This window comes from uncultured Algibacter sp. (assembly GCF_947495675.1).
Taxonomy (GTDB): domain Bacteria; phylum Bacteroidota; class Bacteroidia; order Flavobacteriales; family Flavobacteriaceae; genus Algibacter_B.
On sequence record NZ_CANLZX010000001.1, the window covers coordinates 177,665 to 199,340 of the forward strand.

At 33.2% G+C, this 21,676-nt stretch carries 16 protein-coding genes; 8 read left to right on the forward strand and 8 right to left on the reverse strand.

From position 1 onward, the window contains the following. Positions 1–160: 160 nt before the first annotated feature. Positions 161–802 carry a ribonuclease H family protein gene (locus Q0842_RS00720; protein ID WP_298492937.1) on the reverse strand — a complete coding sequence of 214 codons (642 nt, stop codon included), beginning with the start codon at positions 800–802 and terminating at the stop codon, positions 161–163. 49 nt (positions 803–851) lie between these two features. Beyond that, positions 852–1,418, reverse strand: a complete 567-nt coding sequence (gene purN, locus Q0842_RS00725) for a phosphoribosylglycinamide formyltransferase (protein WP_298492940.1) — start codon at positions 1,416–1,418, stop codon at positions 852–854. Positions 1,419–1,605: 187 nt separating this feature from the next. Between purN and Q0842_RS00730 the strand changes: the two genes are divergently transcribed. The 5 genes from Q0842_RS00730 (at position 1,606) to pyk (ending at position 5,988) form a co-directional block, all read left to right on the forward strand. After that, complete coding sequence (locus tag Q0842_RS00730) at positions 1,606–1,839, forward strand: acyl carrier protein (protein ID WP_008269813.1); 234 nt, start codon at positions 1,606–1,608, stop codon at positions 1,837–1,839. 25 nt (positions 1,840–1,864) lie between these two features. Next, positions 1,865–3,115 carry a beta-ketoacyl-ACP synthase II gene (gene fabF, locus Q0842_RS00735; RefSeq protein ID WP_298492943.1) on the forward strand — a complete coding sequence of 417 codons (1,251 nt, stop codon included), beginning with the start codon at positions 1,865–1,867 and terminating at the stop codon, positions 3,113–3,115. Positions 3,116–3,122: 7 nt separating this feature from the next. Then, positions 3,123–3,863, forward strand: a complete 741-nt coding sequence (rnc, locus tag Q0842_RS00740; RefSeq protein WP_298492946.1) for a ribonuclease III — start codon at positions 3,123–3,125, stop codon at positions 3,861–3,863. Between the two features lie 194 nt (positions 3,864–4,057). Then, positions 4,058–4,543 (forward strand): IPExxxVDY family protein, encoded by a 486-nt coding sequence (locus Q0842_RS00745; protein WP_298492949.1) that lies wholly within the window; start codon positions 4,058–4,060, stop codon positions 4,541–4,543. Continuing rightward, complete coding sequence (gene pyk, locus Q0842_RS00750) at positions 4,543–5,988, forward strand: pyruvate kinase (protein WP_298492952.1); 1,446 nt, start codon at positions 4,543–4,545, stop codon at positions 5,986–5,988. Before Q0842_RS00745 ends, pyk begins: the two co-directional genes overlap by 1 nt. 117 nt (positions 5,989–6,105) lie before the next feature. Here the strand turns inward: pyk and Q0842_RS00755 are convergent, their stop codons facing one another. The 3 genes from Q0842_RS00755 to dinB all read right to left on the reverse strand — a co-directional run bounded on the left by Q0842_RS00755 (position 6,106) and on the right by dinB (position 9,054). After that, a complete protein-coding gene (locus Q0842_RS00755) occupies positions 6,106–6,627 on the reverse strand; it encodes a hypothetical protein (protein ID WP_298492955.1) in 522 nt (173 codons plus the stop codon). 40 nt (positions 6,628–6,667) lie between these two features. Next, positions 6,668–7,834, reverse strand: a complete 1,167-nt coding sequence (locus Q0842_RS00760) for a DNA cytosine methyltransferase (RefSeq protein WP_298492958.1) — start codon at positions 7,832–7,834, stop codon at positions 6,668–6,670. A 119-nt stretch (positions 7,835–7,953) separates the two neighbouring features. After that, positions 7,954–9,054, reverse strand: a complete 1,101-nt coding sequence (gene dinB / locus Q0842_RS00765) for a DNA polymerase IV (protein WP_298492960.1) — start codon at positions 9,052–9,054, stop codon at positions 7,954–7,956. A 54-nt stretch (positions 9,055–9,108) separates the two neighbouring features. Here dinB and Q0842_RS00770 point away from each other — a divergent pair, with 54 nt between their 5' ends. Then, positions 9,109–9,582, forward strand: a complete 474-nt coding sequence (locus tag Q0842_RS00770) for a CYTH domain-containing protein (RefSeq protein ID WP_298492962.1) — start codon at positions 9,109–9,111, stop codon at positions 9,580–9,582. Beyond that, positions 9,579–10,136 carry a hypothetical protein gene (locus Q0842_RS00775; protein ID WP_298492965.1) on the forward strand — a complete coding sequence of 186 codons (558 nt, stop codon included), beginning with the start codon at positions 9,579–9,581 and terminating at the stop codon, positions 10,134–10,136. Before Q0842_RS00770 ends, Q0842_RS00775 begins: the two co-directional genes overlap by 4 nt. Before the next feature lie 105 nt (positions 10,137–10,241). On the opposite strand, the gene pbpC is transcribed toward Q0842_RS00775, so the two are convergent. Beyond that, positions 10,242–12,593, reverse strand: a complete 2,352-nt coding sequence (gene pbpC / locus Q0842_RS00780; RefSeq protein WP_298492968.1) for a penicillin-binding protein 1C — start codon at positions 12,591–12,593, stop codon at positions 10,242–10,244. A gap of 120 nt (positions 12,594–12,713) precedes the next feature. On the opposite strand from pbpC, the gene Q0842_RS00785 reads away from it, so the two are divergent. After that, the gene (locus tag Q0842_RS00785; protein WP_298492971.1) at positions 12,714–14,588 is read left to right on the forward strand and encodes a T9SS type B sorting domain-containing protein; all 1,875 of its coding nucleotides are present in this window, start codon (positions 12,714–12,716) and stop codon (positions 14,586–14,588) included. 237 nt (positions 14,589–14,825) lie between these two features. Here the strand turns inward: Q0842_RS00785 and Q0842_RS00790 are convergent, their stop codons facing one another. Further along, positions 14,826–20,396, reverse strand: coding sequence for an MG2 domain-containing protein (locus Q0842_RS00790; RefSeq protein WP_298492974.1), 5,571 nt, complete (start codon positions 20,394–20,396; stop codon positions 14,826–14,828). A 120-nt stretch (positions 20,397–20,516) separates the two neighbouring features. Beyond that, positions 20,517–21,566 (reverse strand): isoaspartyl peptidase/L-asparaginase family protein, encoded by a 1,050-nt coding sequence (locus tag Q0842_RS00795; RefSeq protein ID WP_298492976.1) that lies wholly within the window; start codon positions 21,564–21,566, stop codon positions 20,517–20,519. Positions 21,567–21,676: the final 110 nt, after the last annotated feature.

Genomic DNA, 21,676 nt, shown 5'->3' on the forward strand with positions numbered 1-21,676 from the left:
TTAAAAAACATTGCATAATTATAAAGTGACTTTTTAGATAAAGGGGTGTCTTAAAGTTAAATGCTATTATCAATTTAATTGGGGGGTGTAATTTATTATATCCCTTAATTTTTTAAAATGTTTTTTGATTTAGTATTTAAAACCTTTCCTAGGGAATATATTATTTTCTCCCAAAATCGGCAGGTATTTCCCCCCAAGCTTTAGTTTCCCATTTAACTATAACGGTATTATAGGTGTTACTTTTTAACCAAATAATAGCTCTATCAACTAAATCGAAAACGGGTTTATTTTTATCATTACGTTTTAGTTTAGTATTGCAGTTTTTTTTTCTAACCCAACTCATTGCTGTTTTAGAGTCTGTATATAATATTTTATTGCTATTGTTTTTTTTAAGAATAGCTAACCCGTGTACTAAAGCTAAAAACTCTCCAATATTATTTGTGCCTTCTTCAAAAGGGCCTTGTATAAATATTTGTTTTTTGGTTTTTGTATCTACACCTCGGTATTCCATAATGCCCGGATTTCCGCTTGAAGCTGCATCAACCGAAATAGAATTATAATTAGGTAGCCCTATTTTTTTTAGTTGTATTTCAGATAATTCACTTTTAAAACCTTTGTTTTTGCCAACATAATCAAAATAATTGCCTTTTAGTGCTTTTTTTGCTGCATCAAAAGTTGAAAATGATTTATACTGTGCCCCTTGAAAGTCTTTTATTTGTGCTTTACAATCGTCCCAAGAATCAAAAACACCAGTATGATGTCCTTTCCAAACGGTGTAATATTTTTTTTTCTTCCGTGCCATTTTTTTGTTTCCACAAATGTGGATATCTCATCAATTTAAGTTCTAAACTTTATTCAGACAACAATTTATTTACAACTTTAGGAAAATGTTCCATTTCTAATTTATGAATTTTAGCAGCAACATTTTCTGCCGAATCGTTAGGATTCACCTCGCATTTTGCTTGAAAAATTATAGCTCCTTCATCATAATGCTCATTTACATAATGAATTGTAATACCGGTTTCTTTTTCCTTGTTTGCAACTACAGCTTCATGAACATGCATGCCGTACATACCTTTTCCTCCGTATTTAGGAAGTAAAGCAGGATGAACATTAATTACTTTATTTGGAAAAGCATTTAAGATATGTTCTGGAAATTTCCATAAAAATCCGGCCAAAATAATTAAATCTGGCTTTGATGCTTTTAACAAATTAAGGACATCATCATTTTTAGAAAACGCTATCTTATTGAAAGACAATGCGCTAACTTTTAGGTTTTTTGCTCGCTCTAAAACTTTGGCATGGGGATTGTTAGATAATACCTGAATAACAGACGCATTATCGCTGTTGTGAAAAAACTTAATTAAATTTTCAGCATTAGTACCACCTCCGGACGCAAAAATTACAATACGTTTCATTTTACAGACTATAGTGTTAAATATTATTCAAACAAAAAAAAGAATAATTATTAACAATTAGAAGGTAAAAACTAAATACTTAAAAGTTATTTTAGTAAATTACCAACACATTTTTATCGTAAAAGTGTATTATAAAATAAAGTTTTTTATTTTTGCCAACTAATTAAAACATTTAAATTAAAAGATTATGTCAGACATTGCATCAAGAGTAAAAGCGATTATCGTGGACAAATTAGGAGTAGATGAAAACGAAGTTGTTACTGAAGCTAGCTTCACAAACGATTTAGGAGCCGACTCTTTAGACACTGTAGAATTAATTATGGAATTCGAAAAAGAATTCGATATACAAATACCAGATGATCAAGCTGAAAACATCGCTACAGTAGGTCAAGCTATCTCTTATATAGAAGAAGCTAAATAAGTAAAAAAAACAATCAAAATACTTTATGGAATTAAAGCGAGTTGTAGTCACAGGATTGGGCGCTTTAACACCAATTGGCAATACCATAGAAGAATATTGGGAAGGCTTAATTAGTGGTAAAAGTGGGGCTGCGCCTATAACATATTATGATACTGAGAAGTTTAAAACAAAGTTCGCTTGTGAATTAAAAAACTTCAACGTTACAGACTTTTTTGATAGAAAAGAGGCTCGTAAAATGGATAAGTTTGCGCAATACGCTATGGTAGCGGCAGACGAAGCTATTGAGGATTCTAAGTTAGATCTAGATAAAGTCAATAAGTTACGTGTAGGTGTTATATGGGGTGCAGGTATTGGTGGTTTAGAAACCTTTCAGAATGAAGTTTTAAACTTCGCTGCAGGTGACGGAACACCTAGATTCAACCCATTTTTTATTCCTAAAATGATTGCTGATATTGCACCAGGTAATATCTCTATAAAACATGGTTTTATGGGGCCAAATTACACAACGGTTTCTGCTTGCGCATCTTCTGCTAATGCTATTTTTGATGCTTTAAACTCAATACGTTTAGGGCATACAGATGTGGTTGTAACAGGAGGAAGTGAAGCGGCAGTAACTATTGCTGGTATGGGTGGTTTTAATGCCATGCATGCATTATCTACTAGAAATGAAAGCCCTGAAACAGCATCTCGTCCATTTGATGGAACAAGAGATGGTTTTGTTTTAGGAGAAGGTGCGGGAGCATTGGTTCTAGAAGAATATGAACATGCAAAAGCAAGAGGAGCTAAAATATATGCAGAATGTATTGGAGGAGGTTTATCTTCTGATGCATATCATATGACAGCGCCACATCCAGAAGGCATAGGTGTTATAGCAGTTATGAAGAATTGTTTAGAAAATGCTGGCCTAAAGCCAGAAGATGTAGACCATATTAATACTCATGGTACATCTACACCTTTAGGAGATGTAGCAGAACTTAAAGCAATTTCAGAAGTATTTGGAAGTCACGCTAAAAATATAAATATTAATTCAACAAAATCAATGACAGGTCATCTTTTAGGTGCAGCTGGAGCTATTGAAGCTATTTCGGTTATATTGGCAATGGAGCATGGTATTGTACCACCAACAATAAACCATACAACAGTAGATGAAAATATTGATCCTGAATTAAATTTAACCTTGAACAAGGCACAAAAGCGAGATGTAAAAGTAGCAATGAGTAATACATTTGGATTTGGCGGTCACAACGCTTGTGTGTTATTCAAAAAAATAGATTAAATCCCGAATGGACAGCATTCGTAACATACTAAATTCCCGTTTTAAACGCAACGGGAATTTTTTTATGGAATTAACTAAAATTCTTGGGTTTAAACCTAAAAACATAAAGTATTATAAAAAAGCTTTTACCCACAGGTCTATGAATATAAAAGACCCGAAAGGCAACCCGTTTAATTACGAGCGGTTAGAGTTTTTAGGTGATGCCATGTTAAGCTCAGTAATTGCTTCTCACTTATATCTTGAAGTACCTAGTGGAGATGAAGGTTACTTAACTAAAATGAGATCTAAGGTAGTTAGTAGAGAGCATTTAAATGAGCTAGGGAAAGATTTAAAACTCATAGATTTAGTAAAAAGCAAAATTCCTGCCGGACAATTTGGAGACAATATACATGGTAATTTATTTGAAGCATTAATAGGAGCCATTTTTCTAGATAGAAGTTATAAATACTGTGAAAAATTTATTTATAACCGTGTTATCATACCTTATGTTGATATTGAAACTTTAGAAGGCAAGGTTATAAGCTACAAAAGCTTACTAATTGAATGGTGCCAAAAAGAAAAGAAGACATTTGGTTATAATGTTTATGAAGATACCGGTAATGATGATGTAAGGCATTTTTCTGTAAAACTATCTATAGATGAAAAAGTCATAGCTAAAGCCAGAGCAACCTCGAAGAAAAAGGCAGAAGAAAAAGCATCAAAACGAGCATTTTTTGCATTTCAAAGTAAAATGTCTAAGATGATTTAGATATTTTTATTAACAGCTTCTTTTTAAATTATTTATCTTATCTAAAATAAATAAAGTACTTTTTGTATTTATATCAATGAGGTTTTTATCAATAATTACTACAACGTTTTAGTCACATTTATTGCCAAGATTAACATAAAGGTAATTGAACTGAACTTTTTAAATATTATATTTACGAAATTTAAAAATAAGTTATGGCTGTTCACAAACTTATTCTTGATGATGCTTTTGATGAAGTATTATACACTTTAATAGCAATACATTGCAGACTGGAAGATTATCGTTTAGCATATCTTCTTAACAAATATTTAGGTATAACACTATCTAGAAAACCATCAGATTTAGATTTTAAGAATGGACAAGTTTCGTATTCAATTTATGAATGGGAAGATGAAAAACAATTAATAACCTGGAGTTTAGTGTCTAATATTTGTAAAACAGAAGAACTCCAAAAATCAAATAATACGTCGTTATTCGACAACCAAGAAAAAATAACCAAAACATTTCAATTATTGCCAGAATATAAAACTGTAAACTATTTTTTAAAAATAGATAATGAGTTCAGTTCCAGTAAAGAAAAATATATTTTAGACAGTATATTAAAAATACCTCAAATTGCAACTGCTTATAGTGTAGATTCTAAACAATTGAAATCTAAAGAGAATTTAATTTTTAACTAATGTCAATAAATAAAAAAACCAAAATAGTAGCAACTCTAGGGCCAGCTACCAGCACAAAAGAAGTTTTAAAAGGCATGCTTGAAGAAGGCGCAAATGTTTTTAGAATAAACTTTTCTCATGCAGACTATGATGATGTAAAAGAGCGTATAAAAATGATACGTGAACTTAATGAAGAATATGGTTTTACAGCAGCCATTTTAGCAGATTTACAGGGACCAAAACTTCGTGTAGGTGTTATGAAAGAAGAAGTTGTTGTAAATCCTGGAGATGAAATAATCTTTGCTACTGGTGAACGTTTTGAAGGCACAAAAGAACGTGTTTACATGACATATGAGAATTTCCCTCAAGATGCCAAACCAGGTGAACGCATTCTTTTAGATGATGGAAAATTACTTTTCGAAGTTGTTTCTACAGATAAAATATCTGAAGTAAAAGCTAAAGTTATTCAAGGCGGACCATTAAAATCAAAAAAAGGTGTAAACCTTCCAAATACAGATATTTCACAACCTGCACTAACTGAAAAAGATATAGAAGATGCTATTTTCGCAATTAGTTTAGATGTAGATTGGATAGCACTTTCTTTTGTTCGTCATGCTGAAGATTTAATGCAGCTTCGTGATTTAATAGCAAAACATGGCACTCATAAAATTCCTATAATTGCAAAAATTGAAAAACCAGAAGCGGTAGAAAATATCGATAAAATTGTTGCTCATTGTGATGGTTTAATGGTAGCTCGTGGAGATTTAGGTGTAGAAGTTCCAGCAGAAGAAGTACCACTTATTCAAAAACAATTAGTGTTGCGTGCTAAAAAAGCAAGAATTCCAGTAATTATTGCAACACAGATGATGGAAACTATGATAGATAGTTTAACACCAACTAGAGCAGAGGTAAACGATGTTGCAAACTCTGTAATGGATGGTGCTGATGCCGTAATGTTATCTGGTGAAACATCTGTGGGTCAATATCCGGTTCAAGTAATTAGACAAATGTCTAACATTTTAAAAAATGTAGAGAATTCAAAATTAATTCAAGTACCTCAACTGCCACCTCATATTCGTACCAATCGTTTTATAACAAAATCGATATGTTATCACGCTGCTAATATGGCAAACGAAATTAATGCGAAAGCTATTTCAACATTAACAAATAGTGGGTATACAGCTTTTCAAATTTCGGCTTGGAGGCCATCATGTCACATTTTAGTATTTACATCAAACAAGCGTATTTTAACGCGTTTAAGTTTACTTTGGGGTGTACGTGCATTTTACTATGATAAGTTTGTAAGTACTGATGAAACGATTGAAGATGTTAATGCTATTGCCTGTAAAATGGGGTATTTAGATGTTGGAGATATGCTTATTAGTTTAGCAGCAATGCCAATGAAAGATAAGGGAATGGTAAATACTTTGCGTGTAACAGAAATTGAAACATGCAACTTAAAGTAATACACTTAGCACTATACTTTTAAATAGAAAAAACTGCTTTTGGGCAGTTTTTTCTATTTAAAAGTATACCGTTACAATTCCTAATACAAATTAATATTACTCAAAGTTTTTAAAAAACTAAAAGGTGTTTGTTTTATTTTTAAATTTACTTAGTTCATTGATGGGTAATATAGTAGCATTAGCTTTAACAAATTTAAATTTACCAAAGTCTTTACCTTTTTTAATATACGTTCCTTTTTCAAAAAAATCTTGGCATGATATCCATCCAAGTATCCACCCTTTGCTATAATCATTTAAAATTCTCAGAAATATATAAAAATCGGCATTTTGTTTATAAACCCCAGATAAGTCGTGTGAGTTAACTGTACACCAATAATCAGGTTTTGGTTTAAATTTACAGGTAATGGTTTTAATTTCAAGCTTTTTACCTTTATTTGATATTAAGTCATAATGATATTTGTCTTCGTCATTTTTTAGTCCAAGGTGCTTCATCATAATTCTTTCACCAATATATCCCACTAAAATCCTATCTCTTTCAGAACCAAATTTACTAAGTCCTAAATTATCAAGAGTGTTTACATGCTCTAATTTGTTGTTAGCATACTCAACAATATCTGGTGTAATTAAAACTTCAATCATGAAATTAGTAAAATGTACTTTTATTAATTAATGCAGTAACTCATTCAATATATTTTTTTATTGCTAAAGCTACAGCCTTGGCTAAAAATGGAGGTACAGCATTTCCTGTTTGTACTCTCGCTTGAACCGTACCACCCTTTACAATAAAATTATCTGGAAAACTTTGTATTCGGCACCTTTCTCTAATGGTTAATCCACGATTATCTTTTGGGTGACCAAGTTGAAATTGAGGTCGTATTCCTCCAGAAACCTGAGTTGGGCTAAGAATATTCCAAGCTAAACGTATTCGTTGTTTAAACCTATCGTACATAGGCTCTCCAGGTTTAGTGTTTCTTATTCTTTCAATAGTTGCTGCTGGATGATTTGGAGCAGTATGACCTGTAAAACGACCATTTGTATTTAAACGCATTAGCTCTTGAAAATCACTAGAAGGTTCTGAATTATATTTGGTTTTAGTTTCTTTATTTTTTAAAGCAGGTAAATCTCCAATAGCATCTTTTATAGTTACATATTCATTTTCTGTTTCAGGTCCATGGGTTTTAATAATATCTCTAAAATCAAATACGTTGTCTCGAATACCAATAAATATTAGTCGCTTTCTTTTTTGTGGCACACCATAATCTGGAGCGTAAAGTAGTTTGCTTTTTACGTTCATATGCCCAATTTTACTTAAGTGGGTTTCTATATCTGAGACAAAACTACCAACACTTTTCATTCCAGAAACATTTTCTAAAACAACCACTTTTGGCTGTAAAACTTCTACAAAACGTGCAAATTCTTTGTACATATAATTTCTGTCGTCTTGCTCGTGTCTTTTTCTGTTATTTAGAGAAAACCCTTGGCAAGGTATTCCTCCAATTAGCACATCTAGCTGTCTGCCATTAAGTAATTCCTTAACAACTTCTGGGTCTACTTTTTTAATATCACCATTAATTGTTGAGCAATTTGGATGGTTTGCTTGAAATGTTTGAATAGATGGTGTATGAATATCGCAACCCAAAACAGTTTCAAAACCAGCCATTTCAAAACCTAAAGATGTACCTCCGCAACCACAAAATAATTCTGCTACAATAGGTTTATCGGTATTAATATTACTTCCTTTTTTAAAAAGGGGGTCATTATTCCAATAATATCCGTTTTCTTCTACTTTTACGGAAGTATCCCAAACACTTTTTTTAATATTTACAGGTTCTTTAGTTTCTGGCATGTACTTTTTCTTGTAGTAATTGAAGCTTATAAATTATTTGATTTAATTTTTGATATGAATCAAATGTAATAAATTATAAGATTTACATTTTAACTTCCTTGTATAATAACACTATTTTATTAAAACTCAAATTTTAGCTGTACACTAACACTTTTTGTTAACTCTGGTTTTTTCTTTTTTTCAGTATTTAAATTAGACATAGAAATACCTAGTAATCGAACAGAATTAGTCATTTTATTTTGGTATAATAACTCTTTAGCAGTTTCTAAAATCACACTTTTATCACTAATATAATATGGTAATGTTTTGCTTCGTGTTTGCAATGTGAAGTCACTATATTTTATTTTTAATGTTACAGTTTTACCAGCTACTTTACTTTTTAATAATCTACGCGATACTTCTTCGGCAATATGTTCTAGCTTTTCAAGCATAAAAATTTCAGACGATAAATTTTCACTAAAAGTACGTTCTGCAGCTAAACTTTTTCGAGTTCTATGCGGCTTTACTTCACTATTATGAATGCCTCTAACTATGTAGTAATAGTATCTGCCAGCTTTACCAAAATTTTCATCTAAATATTCTAATGATTTTTTTTTCAAATCTAAACCAGTAAAAATCCCTTTTTGATACATTTTTTCAGCAGTAACTTTACCAACACCATAAAATTTTCTTATATCTAAATTTTCTAAAAATTCAAGAATTTCTTCTGGGTTTACTGTTTTTTGCCCATTAGGTTTATTATAATCACTCGCAACTTTAGCAATAAATTTATTAATAGAAATACCTGCTGAAGCTGTTAAACCAAGGTCTTTAAAAATACGTGTTCTAATCTCTTCAGCAATTAAGGAAGCACTTGGGTTTCCCTTTTTGTTATTGGTAACATCTAAATAGGCTTCATCAAGGGATAATGGTTCGACTAAATCGGTATATTCATAAAATATTTTTCTAATCTTTTTTGATATTTCAGTATACCTTTCAAAGTTTGTTTTTACAAAAATTAAATCTGGACATAATTTAATAGCTAAACTTCCAGCCATAGCACTTTTAACTCCAAATTTCCGAGCTTCATAACTAGCAGCGCTTACAACACCTCGTTTTCCACCACCACCAACTGCAATTGGTTTACCTTTAAGGTCAGGATTGTCCAATTGTTCAACAGACGCATAAAATGCATCCATATCAACGTGAATTATTTTTCGAATTGGTAAATCGGTAGACATACTGTAAATTTAGGAATTAAATACCTTTTAATTAAATTAAGAATTGGATAATAAATGATAGAAATTGAACGTAAATTTTTAGTACTTTCTGATGCTTTTAAAACAGAAGCTTATAATGTAACTCGAATTACTCAAGGATTTTTAAATACCCATAAAGAGCGAACTATTAGAGTAAGATTAAAAGGCGATTGTGGTTATTTAACCATTAAAGGTGAATCTTCAAAAAATGGATTATCACGTTTTGAATGGGAAAAAAAAATAACAATAAAAGAAGCAAATCAATTATTAAAGCTATGTGAACCGGGTGTTATTGATAAAATGCGTTATGAAATAAAAGTAGGGAATCACATTTTTGAAGTGGATGACTTTTTTGGAGATAATGAAGGTTTAATAGTTGCTGAGGTTGAATTAGAAAATGAAAATGAAACCTTTCAAACACCAAATTGGTTAGGAAAAGAAGTGACAGGACAAATAAAATATTATAATTCTCAGTTAAGTAAGCAGCCATATAATACCTGGAAATCATGAAAAAATTAATAGTATTAACAATATCCATAATATTCTTTTTTAATTGTAAAGAAGAATCAAAAGCCACGTTATCTGAAATAAACGAAAATGTTGAAGAGGTAGCAACAGTAATTAAAGATTCAATTTTAATAGAAAATGAAGATAGTATTGTTCCTGTTGTTTCTAAAACCATGAAACAATTAAAAGAAGAACTAGAGGGTAAAGGTTTTAAAATCTTTGATTATATCGACCCAAAAACGCAAGACACTATTTTAATGCAACAATATTTTATGGCATTTTTAAAAAAGGGTCCAATTCGCGGACAAAACGAAGAAGAGTCTGCAGAACTACAAAAATTACATTTGCAGCATTTAACTAAAATGTATGAGATGGGTTACGCAGATATTTCTGGTCCATTTGGAGATGATGGTAATCTAAGAGGAGTTACCATTTATAATGTACCAACATTAAAAATGGCAGATAGTTTAGCCAATTCAGACCCAATGGTAATAGCTGGTAGGCTAGTAATTGAAATACACCCATGGTGGGCTGCAAAAGGGTTTTCTTTAAGGTAAAGGTTAAGTTTTTAGCAATACGTATGTTGAATTAATGTAATAGCTTTTATTTATTCATAGCACCAGTACTATTCGTGTTTTATCTTTAAAGAAGTTTTAGAATAATTATTCTGAAATTTCAAACCAACGTTTGGATTCGTTTCCAAATTCATCAACTACAGTAATGGCGTGTTTTCCCTTGTTTGGTTTAACGGCCAATTCATGAATATCTTTAGTGCTTCCTAAAAAAGCATCATCAACATACCAAAACACAGTAGTTTCTGGTTTAGAGTGGGCAATTTTTAAAATAAGATCGTTAGTTTCTCCATTAAAATCTTTAGGTAAAAAGATGTTATTATTTGCTTTAGGATAAATAAATTCAATTGATATAGAACTATTATTTAAACAATCAGTTCTGTATTTTGGTAAAGGTTTGTAAAAAGGATTTTTTGCTTTATAATAATAGGCCATTAAGGGTGGTAATACAAACCAAGACTTATGTTTAATATTGGTTATGTCTTCACAAGAAGAATTAACCTGAAAGTCTTCATTTTTATCAACATGAATTAGAATATGATATGGGCAAGGTTTTGTTTTCAATCCGCTAACTTGGATAAACTTCTTTTCATCATCATCACAATAAGCAGAAGCTCTATATCCACTTTGTTTACAGATAGTAATTTCTTTCAATTCATCAAAGGGCTTAATAAACCAATCGCTATTAGGAAGTAAATTAAAGACATCAAATAAAATAGGCGCAGCAGTTTGTACACCAACCAATCCAGGTCTCCCTTCACCATCGGCATTACCAACCCAAACTCCAACTACATAATCTTTTGTGGCTCCAATAGCCCAAGCATCTCGAAACCCAAAACTAGTACCAGTTTTCCAAGCTATTTGTTTCGAGCCATCAAAAAACTCCCAACTTTCATCACTTTCAGGTCGGTTTACTTCTTTTAAACTTTCGTAGGTAAGATAAATAGAGGCAGCATCAAAAAGCGTTTTATCAGTAGTTTTGTTTCCAAAATCAATAACTTCAGAAGCCAAAAAAGTAGGTTCGCAAAATTCATTTGAAAAGTACTCGCTAGAATGTTCAGAAAAATGGTTTAAGGTTGAAGATAAAGCAGCATAGCTTTTACATAAATCCCAAAGGTTACTTTCGGCACCTCCTAAAACTAAAGATAACCCGTAATGATTGGCGTTATATTTTAAATCCTTAAGATGGAGCTTTTTTAAATAATGGTAAAATCTATCTAAACCAAAATCTTGCAACATTCTAACGGCAGGTACGTTTAACGAGCGTGATAAAGCGCGACTTGCAGGTACAGCGCCATCATAGGTTTTATCGTAGTTTTCTGGGTTGTAGCTTCCAAATTGTGTGGGTACATCGGCTACCAAGGTATTAGGAAGTAAATCGCCAGCATCTAACATCGACGCATATAAAAAAGGTTTTAAAATACTACCTGTACTTCTTGGCTTATCAATAATATCGACATCTTTTTGATGCATTTTATCTGTGGGTGTATTACCAACATAAGCTAAAACCTGTCTAGTTTTTACATCCAAAACCAAAACAGCAGCATTGTAAATTTCATTTTGACTAAGTTGATTATAATGTGTTTTAACAAGGTGATTTATACGCTCTTGAAGTTGCATGATTAATGTTGTTTGAATGCGTTTTCCATAATATTTCTGAGCTACTTTTTGCAATAAATGAGGTGCAATTTGTGGCAATCGATAAGGTTTTTGCGGCAAACCTTCAGCAATAGAAAGTTGATATGTGAGTGTATCAATAATCGAATTATCTAGTAATTTTTTTAACAGGCGATTTCTTTTTTCTAATAACTGTTCTTGATTTTTCCCTGGATAAATTAAACTAGGTGCATTAGGTAATACTGCTAAAGTAGCACTTTCTGCCCAAGATAAATTATTGGCATTTCTATTAAAATATCGCCAAGAGGCCGCATCAAGACCAACTACATTTCCGCCAAAAGGAGCGTTACTAGAATAAAAAGATAAAATAGATTCTTTTGATTCTCGAAGTTCTAAACGTGTTGCTAGAATAATTTCTTTTAATTTCTCTAAATAGGTGCGTTTTTGACCTTTTCTAGAAAGCCTAATAACTTGTTGGGTTATAGTACTTCCACCGCGTTTAACACTATTGGATTTTAAATTATCTCTTAAAGCTTTTAAAATAGAAATTGGATTAAATCCAGGATGTTTATAAAAATATTCATCTTCAAACTGAACAATACATGTCTTAAATTTTTCTGGAATAGAATCGTTATGGGGAAATCGCCATTGCCCATCTTTTGATATTTGAGCACCTAATAACTCAGAATTCGAACTAGTAATAACAGTTGCTGTTGGGTCTTTAAAGAGTTGTTTAGGTAAGCAAAAAATATAAAAAACAATAAGAATAATAATCATTGTAGATTTAATACGATGCTTTATTATGTAATCAATTATTGTTGCCATTCATTTTATGTACTCTAAAAGCTTCAATTTAGATGCTTTTTAAGATAATTTTATATTAAACAAAGTTAAATACTTAATTTGGCTAATCTAATTTTAACTTTTGTGAATCAAAATAAAGTAATGAAAATTTTGAAATATAAAACTTGGTTGCTTTTTTTGGTAGTTTTCATATCAAAAAACGCTTTTGCACAGTTAGGATTCTGCTCTGGTAATTCTGGCGATCCAATTTTTATAGAAACTTTTGGATCAGGTGCTACAGTACCACTTCCTGCCGGATCTACATCTTATACTTACAGTAGCACGAGACCAGATGATGGGTTTTATAATGTTTCAAGCAACACTAATTGGTTTACTTTCCATGATATTGTGGACCATACTGAAGGCGACACAAACGGGCGCATGCTAATAATTAATGCAGATTATGCTTCTGGTGAGTTTTATAGAACCTATATAAACGGACTCTGTGAAAACACATCTTACGAGTTTTCTTCTTGGATGATTAATTTGCTCCCCGCCTCTAGCTGTGGAGGTAATGGCATTCCTATAAATGTTAAGTTTGAAATTTGGGATAGTACCGATACAAACTTATTAGCGAGTGGTGATACGGGTAATATTAATGGTACATCAAGTCCTAATTGGCAACAGTATGCCTTAGTATTCCAAACCTTACCAAGTCAAACATCAATTATACTAAAAATGCTTAATAACGGTGTTGGTGGTTGTGGAAACGATTTAGCTTTAGATGATATAGTTTTTAAATCGTGTGGTGATACTATTGAAATAGAAAATGCTACCGGTACAAATACTACAGTTTTATGTGAAGACGAAATACCTTTTACAACTACACTAACAGCAAAACCAGATTACACTATATTTTCATCTCATTTTTACCAATGGCAAGAAAGTATAGATGGTATAAATTGGATAAATATAACTGGTGAAACAAATAGTAGTTATACTACACCATCAATAAGTACAGATAATTATTATAGAGTTAAAGTTGCCGAAACATTATCAAATATAGATAACGATTTTTGTAATTCTGCTTCAGAAATTTATGAAATTAGAGTTGTTCCTTTTCCTAATGCACCTTTGAGTAATGGTGATTTAATGATTTGCGAAAACGATTCAACACCATTATCTGTAACTGTTCCAACAGGCGTTAATGTTAATTGGTATGATGCTAATATTGGCGGGAATTTACTATTAACTAATAGTACTTCATACAACCCTAGTAGTTCTGGAGTTTACTATGCCGAGGCTGAAACCATAGAAAGTAGTTGTATATCATCATCAAGAACAGCCCTACAAATTGATTATTACAACACCCCACAAGTTACAGATGAAACTCTGGAATTTTGCGAAAACACAACAATTACACTACACGCCAACCCAGCAGACCCTAGTACTGTAACTTCTTATTTGTGGAGTAATGGAAGTAGTACAGAGCAAACAGAAGTCTCAAACCCGGGTACATACACCGTCGTAGTATCAAATAACTCGTGTAGTGTTACAAAAACCATAACATTATCGCAAATAGATAATCCAATTATCGAGAATATAGCATCCAACGGAACAAATATTATTGTTACAACCACAAATACAGGTAATTTTTTATATTCTCTAGATGGTATAACTTTTCAATCCAGTCCAACATTTTTTAATGTAGAGGGCGGGTTATACACTATACATGTAAAACATCAAGATTGCGATGAGTTAATAACCATGCAACATATTCATTTTTACATTCCTGAATTTTTCACACCTAATGGAGATAACGCGAACGATACCTTTAACTTAAAAGGCATTGAATATTACAGTTCATCACAAGTAACTATTTTCGATAGGTACGGAAAACTCATTAAAAACGGCGTAAACACATCGCTATCTTGGGATGGAACCTATAATGGAGAACTTTTACCAACAGGCGATTATTGGTATATCATCATTATCGAAGGCCAGAAATTTACAGGCCACATCACATTAAAGCGATAGTTTTTTAGCGTTACCACAAGGGTCAGGCTTTCACTACTCAATCCCTCCTTCGTCGGGGATTTCAAACATGCCGTTCAATCCCTAACGCACCTGTTTGCTAGCTTATCGTATTAAATTTTAAGTTTGATTTGTTTTTACGGGAGTTCGTTTTATGTTTTGTACCCTTCGGGCTTTAATGCCTTTAGTAATTATAGCCACCTTCCCTTTTTTAAGGGAAGGAGTTGATTGTGATGCAAATTACTTCTCAACCGTAACCCATTCTCCTTTAGTTCTAACTAAAAATTCATTATCGTACATGGCTTCGGCTTGTACACCAGGTAAATAATAGGTGCCTAAATACGAGGCATTCAACATCACATTAAACGTTTTGGTGCTGTGTTTGCCTTTTTCTGGTAAATCAAAATAGAAATTTACGCGGTCGTCTCTAATATCGGTATGTCTTGCTGCGCTTGTTACGGTGCTTCCAAAGGCTGTAAAACGAGTGTTTACAATGTCCCAACCCGAGGGGAAAATTTGGGTTAAAGCCACATCATTTACTGCCGCATTTTTTAAATTACTTACGCTAACGGTGGCCATAAAATCTTGACCTTGCATAAGCTTAGATATTTCAATTGGATTGCCTTTTAAGTCTTTGTATTTAACAGATACGCTTAAACCACGTTGCTCTACCAATTCTTGACCTAGCGGTAATTTTCCAGAATTTAAAACTCTAACATAAACCACATTGTCTTTCGCATTTGTAAAAGTTAAATTATTAGCGCCATCAACAACTTGTAATTCACGTTGTGCAATGGCACTTTTGGTGTCTATATTTTCAGTTTTTCCGTTTATAGTGTAATTTACGTTTAACGCTTTTCCGCCATTGGCATTAACCATTTTAGCCATAGCTAATAAGCTGTATGCCGAGGTTTGTGTACTCATCCATCGGTCGCTCGATAAATCTTTAGCAATAGTTTCGGCTAGTTCTCGCATTTTAGCGTTTTTGGTAAGCACCATAGTCTCTAAAGCCATAGCACGGTTTCTATCGACAGATCCATAGGTGTAATAATTATAACGCTGAGGTTTAAAATTAATATTTGCCGATTGCGAAATTTTATCGCTAGCTTCTTGCTGTCCTGCTAAAGCATAAGCTGCTGCCAATCGCCATTTGGCTTCGTTAGAAATTTCGGAAAATTCTCGAAGCCTGTTCATGCTTCCTAATTCCGGACTTCCGGCTAATGCTAATGTGTAAAGCCTGTAGGCTTGAGCCAAATCGGAATTATAGCTTCTATAGCTAGGGCGCCAATTTCTAGCCGCTTGCTTTTGGTATTTTAACCAATTGCTTTTAAAGGTAAGTGGTAATACATAGCCTTTCTTTTCGGCTTCAAGCATAAAATGACCAGCGTAACTTGTTCCCCAATCATTCGCGCTTTGTTCTCCAATCCAATAACTTAGTCCGCCATGAGCCCGTTGAAAATGCCCTAAACGCTTAATGCCATTTTCTACATTGGTTTGAATTTGTTTCTTTTTATCGTAAGTTAAATCAAAAATATCGGCTAAAAATAATTGCGGAAACACACTCGATGTAGTTTGTTCTACACAACCATGCGGATATTGAATTAAGTATTGCAGCCTGCGTGAAAAATCCATTGGCGGAAGGGTTGAAAACTCAATGGTTGCAGCATTTGTTCCTGCCACACCAAAGGTTGTGAAATCTAAAGTTTCAGAAGCATTTGCTGCCAAAGTTTTATCTATAGCTTTAGATGTTATTGGGTTGGTGTTTAAAACATCTAACTCTACTTTGTAAGTCGATTTTTCACCATTTCCAGTAGCAATCACTTCAACGGTATTAACGCCTTTAGCTTTACTAACATCTAATTCAAAATAAGCCATTTGTTCGTCCGGTTGGGCAAAACTCAAGGTTTTAGTGGTTTCTCCAACAATCGAAATACCATCACTCAGTTTTAAACTAATGTTTACATTTTTCACTTTAGGTTCCATAGCAAAAACGGTAACTGGTAACGTTACTTTTTCACCTGGGCTTAACTTCCGCGGAAGCGTTGCTAAAACCATAAGCGGTTTTTTAACTTCTACAGCCTTATCTGTGCTTCCGTAAGCTTCATTGCTGTTGTTTCCTGCAACCACCATGGTGCGTACCGAACCTATGTAATTTGGTAGTTTTATTTGATGTGTTTTGGTTTGTCCTGCATCCAATTTAAAAGGCCCTAAATAAGTAACCACAGGTTTAAAACGGTTTGCTTTTTTGTTTTTTCCGCCAGCAGCACTACCATCGCCACCAATAGCAAACACTTGGTCTATGCTACCAGAATAGGCACCAATAACATCATCGAAAACATCCCAAGTTTTTACACCTAAAGCTTCACGTTTATAAAATTCATCCCAAGCATTTGGGGTTTTAAAACGTGTTAAATCTAGCAAGCCTTCTTCAACCATAGCAATGGTATAGGTCATGGCTTTTTTGTTTTTTTCAGATATTTTAACCTCAAAGGTTTGCTCTGGTCGTAACTTATCTGGCATTTGCAATTGAGGTTCCAATATAGTGTTTGGGTCTTCTACCATAATTGGAATTACGCCATATAAACGAATTGGTAAATCGTTGGCCGTAATAGCATGCGGTTGTAGTAATGAGATGTTTACAAACACATTTGGTGCCATGTCTTTACTAATTGGAATATCTACTACGGTTTCTCCTTTGGCTGTTTTTACCCATTTATAATCTAAAACTTCGGTACCATTTTCTATACTTACCAAAGCACGCCCTTCGCTTCCTGATGCAAAGGTAATTTTAGCGGTTTCGCCAACATTATAGTTTTCTTTATCTGAGGAAAAGACTAACATTTTAGCCGCTTCTTTATCGCTAGACGGTGCTTTTTGCCACCAGTTTTTATAAAAATAGGCTGTTCGCCCTGTGGCATGACCACTTATAGGATCGGAAACTCTTATTAAATAGCGGCCTCTATCATTATCGGGAACCTTAATGTTAAAAGTGGCTTTCCCATTTGCATCTGTATTTACTTTTGTTGTGGTGTAAGGCCTATGGTAGTTGCTAGACACGTAGCTAGACAAATTATCGTAAGAGGAATTCCACCACCAACGCCATTCTACTTTATAAATTTTAACTTCTAGATTGTTTCGTTTTATAGGCTTGCCATTTTTATCGACTACAACGACATCAAACGTTTGATTTTCGTCTGTAAAAAACGAACCGTACGCATTGCCTTTTGGCGAACGTAACCCGACAAAAGACTCGTAAGGTGCGTATTGTTTTGTAAAGGCGTCCATTGAGAAATCGCCACCATTTTCGAAGGCACGGACTAAAAATTGAACGTTAAGCATACCAGGAGCATTTTTACCAACACTCAGTTTTTTATTTATTGTGGCTAAGCCTTCGTTATTTACTTTGCCTTCAAAAACATTTATTTCTTCGGTTTGAAAGTTTCGTGTTGGGTCGCTAAACGTATAATCTTTATAGTTTTTAAACGCCGTATAGGCTGTACTAAATTTAGCTTTTACCTCGGCTTTTAAATTTTTCCCTGGAGCACCATGAAGCCATTTTACATCTAGGTGCCCTTCTAGTGGTGTTTTGCTAGAAAGTATCTCGTTTTCAAAATCGACTTTAATTTTTAAGCGATTAGGTTTTACAGTTTCAATTTTTAAAGGTTTGTAAAATGTAGCACCTCCAACAGATACTTTAGCATTGTAATTTCCTGTTTTATCTTCGGTAGAGGTTGTTACTGTAAACTTGTAAAAATTATCAATATTATTGGTGGTAACGTTTTTATGTACCAATTTGCCATTGGGGTCGGTAATTTCGAGTTTTACAGGATGGTTTTTTGGGAGCGGGTTTGCTCTATCATTTAGCATAAAGGTTAAATGTAACGTGTCTCCTGGTCGCCAAACACCGCGTTCGCCATAAATATAACCTTTAAGTCCGCGTTGTAAACGATTTCCAGACACATCGAATTTGCTTAAGGATAATGAGTTACCATCATGAAGTTTTACATAGGTTTTGTTTTTTCCTTTTGAAACAATGGCGAATGCTGTATTTTTATCGGAATCGATTAAGGTTAAACCTTGCTCGTCGGTATTTCTACTGGCTAGTTCTTGCTGCTGGAAATTATAAATAGCCACCGTAGCACCAGCTTCAGGATTGGTATTAAGTATATTGGAAACTGCAAAATAATACGAGTTGTTAGCGCCTTGTTTAGCAATAACACCCAAGTTTGAAGCCAATAAATTTTGAGACACTATTTTATTTTCGCCGTAATACGCATCATGACATGGGTTTTGCTCTTCGCGCCAATTGTATGTATAGTTTTTGTAGCGGTAAGCCTTGTTGTCCCAATATGCTTCTTCCCGTAATTCTTCATCTTCACCATCTGTTTCGGTGTAATCGCCCTCGTAGTAATCATCTTCATAATAATCATTGTAATCATCGCTTTCAGAATTTGAAATGCCGGCATTAGCCTCGCAATCGTATAACGAATAGCTTTTATTAAAACTTAATTCTATACGGTAAATGGCGCCAGCATCTGCTTTAAAATATTGAGATAAATCTATACTATAGGCTTTCCATTTTCCAGAATTTTCGGCTGCGGTTTGTAGTGGTATAGTTTGTTTTGCAATACGACGACCAACCTTTTTAATATCGTAAGTGTTATTGCTGCTTAAATTATTGTCTTGTAGAAACTGAAGGATATTGTCTTCAAAAATCTTAATAACACGAACATCAACAGCACTTAAATTAACTGCCTCGAAATTGAATTTTAGTTGTTCGGAATTTGGTAAAATAGTACCATTGCTAATTAGTCGAACTTGTGGTTTTAAAGATTCGAAAGCAATGGTTTCAGAAAAAGGTTTCTTCAGCTTAAAACCATCGGTATTTTTTATGCCTTGAAATACATCAACTTGAATGTTGCCAACTAATTTAGTGTCTGGATATACTTTTAATACATTGCCATCTACAATGTATTTTGGGTTTTTTACCTTTTGAATAGTGACTAAACCATCAAAATTTTGTTGTTTTTTTAACGGATCTGAGAAGTTAATAGATAAATATTGTTCGGGCGATTGAATGACGTCTACGTTTACAATGCTAAAATTATTTATACCAGGAATAGCCATGGTGTTTTCGCCCTCGTTTGATGCTTTTATGGCTTTTCCATACCATTTAACAAGTATGTTATCGTCGTCTATTTTACGATTAATACTATCAATTTTAAACTCGAAATACTTTGAAGATGTATTGGCTTCGTTAAAAACTATGGATAGGTTTTTACCATTTTGAGTCGCTTCAACTAAGGTTTTGGCATCTTTAAGCGAAATGATATCGGCAGATTTTATTACGCCTTCCAAGTACTGCCAATTTTTGCTATACGATTGTAAATGATTGGTATCTATATTAAAACTTGGTGTTATTGTTTTAAACTGAAAGGTGTAATCGCTAAAACCATCGGGCATATTTTTATAAATGTCGCGAAGTTTTAGGGTAACTGTATATTCGGTATCTGGTTCTAGATTTTCATCGGGTGTAAAAAGGAGCGTGTGCTTATTTCCGGCTGTTAATTTGCCTTCTACATGAGGTTTAATACTTATAATGTTATCTGTAATGTCCTGACCCATTTCCCAGCCTTCAACCTCATTAGCTAAATTAATTTGAATAGGATTTGCTACCGATGTTATGCCCGAAGTGGTATAGCTTATATAGTCTCGAAACTTAAAAAGGTTATCGGTTTCTACAACTTTTTTTTTACAGGATATAACTAGCGTAATAATTAATACGGTAGTGAAAAGCTTTTTTAATGACATGGATTGATGAATTTAAATGAACAAAATATGAAAAGAAAGTGTAGGGGCTTTACTAGTTATTAAAAGTACGTTCATTTTTTTAAGTTTAGACTTTTAAGAGTTGTTAAATCGTTATTAAAATTATTCTTTAAACATACCAATGTATAATTCTCCGTTTTCATTCATAGTAGCTCTAAACATACCTTGAGTGTTAAATTCGGCAACCATATTTCCATTTTTATCTATGGCGATAATACCGCCTGTTGCACCTTGGTTTCCAATAAAGGGTAATTTGTTTTGAATTACTTCTTTTGCAGCGTCTTTTAGTGATAAGCCTTTATATTCCATAAGTGCAGAAATATCATAAGCTACAATACCACGAATAAAAAACTCACCCCAACCTGTGCTTGATACAGCACAAGTGTTATTGTTTGCATATGTACCAGCACCTATTATAGGCGAATCGCCAATGCGTCCCCAACGTTTATTGGTCATACCACCAGTAGAAGTTCCGGCTGCTAAATTACCGTGTTTATCAAGAGCTGCACAACCCACAGTTCCGAATTTTGAATCTTGTAGGTCTGCATCATAAAACGAAGCAACTTTATTTTTTTCTGAAGCTTTAACGCGTTTTAACGATTTTAATTTTTGCTCGATTAAAAAACAATTAGGTGCTACAATTTCTAAGTCTTGTGCTTTTGCAAAGGTTTCTGCGCCATGTCCAGACAGCATCACATGCGGTGATTTATCCATTATAGCTCTAGCCAAATTAATGGGGTTTTTAACGGTTTTTGTGCCAGCGGAAGCACCAGCATTTAGAGTGTTTCCATCCATTATAGAGGCATCATGTTCGTTAATGCCTTCATAAGTTAATACGGCTCCTTTTCCAGCGTTAAAAAGTGGTGAGTTTTCTAAAATGTTTATTGTTTTTTGTACGGCATCTAAACTTGTGCCACCATTTTTTAATATGTTATAGCCTACGCGTACAGCTTCTTCTAGTTTTTGGCTATATTCAGCTTCTTTTTCTTCAGACATATTATCACGCCTTATACTACCAGCCCCACCATGTATAATTATAGAAAACTCTACTTTTTTTGGTTCATTTTCTATGTTTTTGGAATCTAATTTGGGTGTTTTTTTACAGGAAGAAACAATTAAGAAAATCAGGGATAAATAAATAAATTTTTTCATGAAGAATGCATTTTATTTGTCAATAAAGTTAGTAATTTTTATCATTAGTAAATTTCAATAAAAACGACTATTAATTAGTATATTCGTAAAGAATTTCAAAATAATCAATA